The organism is Kitasatospora sp. NPDC007106 (assembly GCF_040634455.1).
Taxonomy (GTDB): Bacteria; Actinomycetota; Actinomycetes; order Streptomycetales; family Streptomycetaceae; genus Kitasatospora; species Kitasatospora arboriphila.
The window spans coordinates 1-3,453 of record NZ_JBEYFP010000636.1 but is presented as its reverse complement, the minus strand read 5'-3'; the positions used below and the strand labels follow the sequence as shown (position 1 = coordinate 3,453).

Sequence of the window (3,453 nt, the reverse complement as noted above, 5' to 3'; positions counted from 1 at the left end):
GCCGCCCCGAGGAGGGGTGGCCCGCCGCTGCGGCGCGTCGGGGACGGGCGGGTCAGCCCACCCAGCTGCCGGTCATGCCGAGCACCGCGGAGCCGTCCAGGTCGGTCAGCTTGGTGCCGGTGAAGCCGCGGGCCCAGTCCGAGGTCTGCAGGCGGAGCGGCGGGCGCTCGGCGGTCAGCGCCTCGATGACCGTCCCGGCGGCCTCGGCCGGGGTCTGCGCGCCGTTGAGGAACTGCGCGACGGTGCGGTCGAGGTAGGCGCGGAGGGCGGGGGCGTACGGGCCGGCCGCGGCGACCTCGGCCTCCAGGTCGAGGCCGATGTTGTTGACGAACTCGGTGGCGACGGCGCCCGGCTCGACGACGCTCACGGCCACGCCGACCGAGGCGGCGACCGGGGCGAGGCTCTCCATGTAGCCCTCGACCGCGAACTTGGCGGCGCAGTACGCCTCGTTGAAGGGCTGCCCGATGACGCCGCCGACGCTGGTGACGGTGATCAGCCGGCCGCCGGTGGCGCGCAGGTGGGGGAGCGCGGCCTTGGAGACGTTGAGGACGCCGAAGAAGTTGACCTCCATCACGGCGCGGACGTCCGCGACGGTCTCGTTCTCCAGGGTGCCGAGGTGCCCGGCGCCCGCGTTGTTGACGACCGCGTCGAGGCGGCCGTGGTCGGCGACCACCCCGTCGACCACGGCGGCGACGGAGGCCTCGTCGACCACGTCGAGCCGGCGGACGTCCAGCTCGACACCGGCCTCGGCGGCGGCCTTGCGCAGCGCGTCGGCGCGGTCGGGGTCGCGCAGGGTGGCGACCGTCCGCCAGCCGGCCCGCGCGGCGGCGACGGCGGCGGCGAGGCCGATGCCGGAGGAGGTGCCGGTGATCAGGACGACCTTGGAGGAGGGCATGGTGAGGGTTCCTTCCGGAGCGGGGGACGGCCTGGCAGCCGCAGCACCCCTTCGGTGTGTGCACACACACCTTAAGCATTGCGTGCACACGCACGCAAGTAGGTGCGTGTGCACGCACGCACGATAGAATCGCGCCCATGGCGACCAGGAAGCTCACCCCGGCGGAGATGTCCGAGGCCGACCACGCCTTCTACGGCCTGGTCTGGGCCGGCACCACACTGACCGAGCGCGTCGACCGCGCCCTCACCAAGGCGCACGACCTGCCGGTCTCCTGGTTCGAGGTGATGCTCTGGCTCGCCAACAGCGAGGAGCCGGTCGCCGCCTCCGTCCTCGGCAACAGCACCATGCTCAGCCGCAGCCAGGTCTCCCGGGTGCTCGACGCGCTCCAGGCCCGCGGCCTGGTCTCCCGCACCCCCTCCGCCCGGGACGCCCGCTCCGTCGAGGTGGCGCTCACCGCGCAGGGCCGCGAGCTGTTCACCGAGGCCGACGCCACCCGGCGCGCCTGCCTGGCACCGGTCTTCACCGACGTCCTGGACCAGCAGGACCTCGCCGCCCTCGGTACGGTCTGGCGCAAGCTCAAGGCCCACAAGGAGGACTGACGCCCCGTACGGCGCCGCTCCACGACGGGCCCGGCGCCGCCTCCCGGACACCCGCCCCGGCCTCCCGTAGGGTGGCACGCGTCCAGGTGGCCGAGGCCGGAAGGCGTGCGTGGCGGGTACGGAGAAGCCCGGCGGCGGGCCGCGGCAGCAGCGCACGGAGGACGGCGCGCGGGACGGCACGGCCGGGCCGCGCTCGTGGGCCCCGCTGCTCGCCGTGTGCGCCGGGTACTTCATGGTGATCCTCGACGTGACGATCATCAACGTCGCCGTCCCGGTGATCGGCCGGGAGCTCGGCGCCTCGCTCACCGGCATCCAGTGGATCACCGACGGGTACACCCTCGTCTTCGCCGGACTGCTGCTCACCGGCGGGGCCCTCGGCGACCGGCTCGGCAACCGCCGCGTCTTCTGCGCCGGCGTCACGGTGTTCACCGCCGCCTCGGCCGGCTGCGCACTCGCCGGGAACACCCCCGTCCTGGTCACCGCCCGCCTGGTCGAGGGCCTCGGCGCCGCGCTCATCGTGCCCGGCTCGCTCGCCCTGCTCCAGCAGTCCTACCCCGGGGCCGCCGCCCGCTCCCGCGCCTTCGGACTCTGGGGCTCCATGGCCGGCATCGCCGCCTCCGCCGGACCGCTGCTCGGCGGCGTCCTGGTGAGCTCGGTCGGCTGGCGCTGGGTCTTCCTGATCAACCTGCCGGTCGGCGCCGCCTGCCTCGCCCTGACCCTGCGGCACGTCGACGCCTCGCCGCGCAACCCCGCCCGCCCGGTGGACTGGCCCGCACAGTGCGCCGTCGTGGCCACCGTCGCCCTGCTCACCACCGCCCTCAACGAGGCCGGCCGGCGCGGCTGGACCGACCCGGCCGTGCTGGCCGCGGCCGGCCTGGCACTGCTCTCCGCGGCCGCCTTCGCGGCCCGCGAACGCTGGGCCCGCGCACCCGTCCTGCCGCTGCGCCTGCTGCGGTCGCGCGCCCTGAGCGGCGCCGCGGTGATCGGTCTGCTCTTCAACTTCGCGTTCTACGGCATGGTGTTCACCGCCAGCCTGGACTTCCAGCACCAGCGCGGCTGGAGCGCACTGCGCACCGGCGCCGCGCTCTTCCCCGCAGTCGCGATGACCATGTTCGCCTCCGTCCTCTCCGGCCGGCTGGCCCGCCGGACGGGCCACCGCCCGCTGGTGGTCACCGGCCTCCTCCTGGCGGCGGCGGGCCTGGCCGGCTGGGCCGCCGCCGGGCCCGACCCGGCGTACCCGGTGCTCGTCCTGCCGATGATGGCCGCCGGCTTCGGCACCTCCTTCGCCCTCACCGGCACGACCACCACCGCGATGACCGCCGCCCCCGCCGCGTACGCGGGCACCGCCTCCGCCCTGTTCAACACCACCCGTCAGATCGGCAGCGCGGCGGGCGTCGCCCTCGGCGGCACGCTGCTCGCCACCGCGGCCGGCTACGGCGCGGGCCTGCGCACCGCCATGGCGGTGGGCGCCGCCGCCTACCTGGCCGCCGCCGTCCTCGGCCTGTACTGCGTCCCGGCCCGGCCCGCCGAGCACTGACCTGCGACGCGGCTCCCGCAGGTCAGCGGGTGCCCGGACAACGGGTGCCCGGACAACGGGTGCCCAGACAGCGGGACAGGTGCATGGCCGCCTCCAGCAGCGCCGCCGCCTGCCCGTCGAGGGCGGCGTGCCGGTGCGCCACCGCGGCCCGCAGGGCGCCGGTACTGCCGGTGCGGCGCAGATCGTCGAGGACCGACCGGATCTGCGGCAGCCCGTGGTGCGCCCGCCGCAGCACCGCGGTCACCTGCGCGTCCCGGACGTCGGCCGGGCCGAAACTGCGGTAGCCGGTGCCCCGCTCCCGCCCAGGCACCAGCAGGCCGGCCGCCTCCCAGGTGCGCACGGCGGACGTCCGGACACCGAGCAGCGCGGCGACCTCCCCGATCCGCAGGCCCGCGGAACGCCCCGGCGGGCGCCGCGGCTGC

The 3,453-nt window shown here is 76.0% G+C and carries 4 protein-coding genes; 2 read left to right on the top strand and 2 right to left on the bottom strand.

Going from position 1 to position 3,453, the window contains the following annotated elements; all coding sequences use genetic code 11:
• Positions 1–52 precede the first annotated feature (52 nt).
• Positions 53–895 carry an SDR family NAD(P)-dependent oxidoreductase gene (locus tag ABZ641_RS29870; protein ID WP_359986759.1) on the bottom strand — a complete coding sequence of 281 codons (843 nt, stop codon included), beginning with the start codon at positions 893–895 and terminating at the stop codon, positions 53–55.
• A gap of 137 nt (positions 896–1,032) precedes the next feature.
• Here ABZ641_RS29870 and ABZ641_RS29865 point away from each other — a divergent pair, with 137 nt between their 5' ends.
• Complete coding sequence (locus tag ABZ641_RS29865; RefSeq protein ID WP_359986756.1) at positions 1,033–1,494, top strand: MarR family transcriptional regulator; 462 nt, start codon at positions 1,033–1,035, stop codon at positions 1,492–1,494.
• Between the two features lie 232 nt (positions 1,495–1,726).
• Positions 1,727–3,031 carry an MFS transporter gene (locus ABZ641_RS29860; RefSeq protein WP_359986762.1) on the top strand — a complete coding sequence of 435 codons (1,305 nt, stop codon included), beginning with the start codon at positions 1,727–1,729 and terminating at the stop codon, positions 3,029–3,031.
• 22 nt (positions 3,032–3,053) lie between these two features.
• On the opposite strand, the gene ABZ641_RS29855 is transcribed toward ABZ641_RS29860, so the two are convergent.
• Positions 3,054–3,453, bottom strand: a 400-nt coding sequence (locus ABZ641_RS29855) for a MerR family transcriptional regulator (RefSeq protein ID WP_359986754.1), incomplete at its 5' end; no start/stop codon positions are given.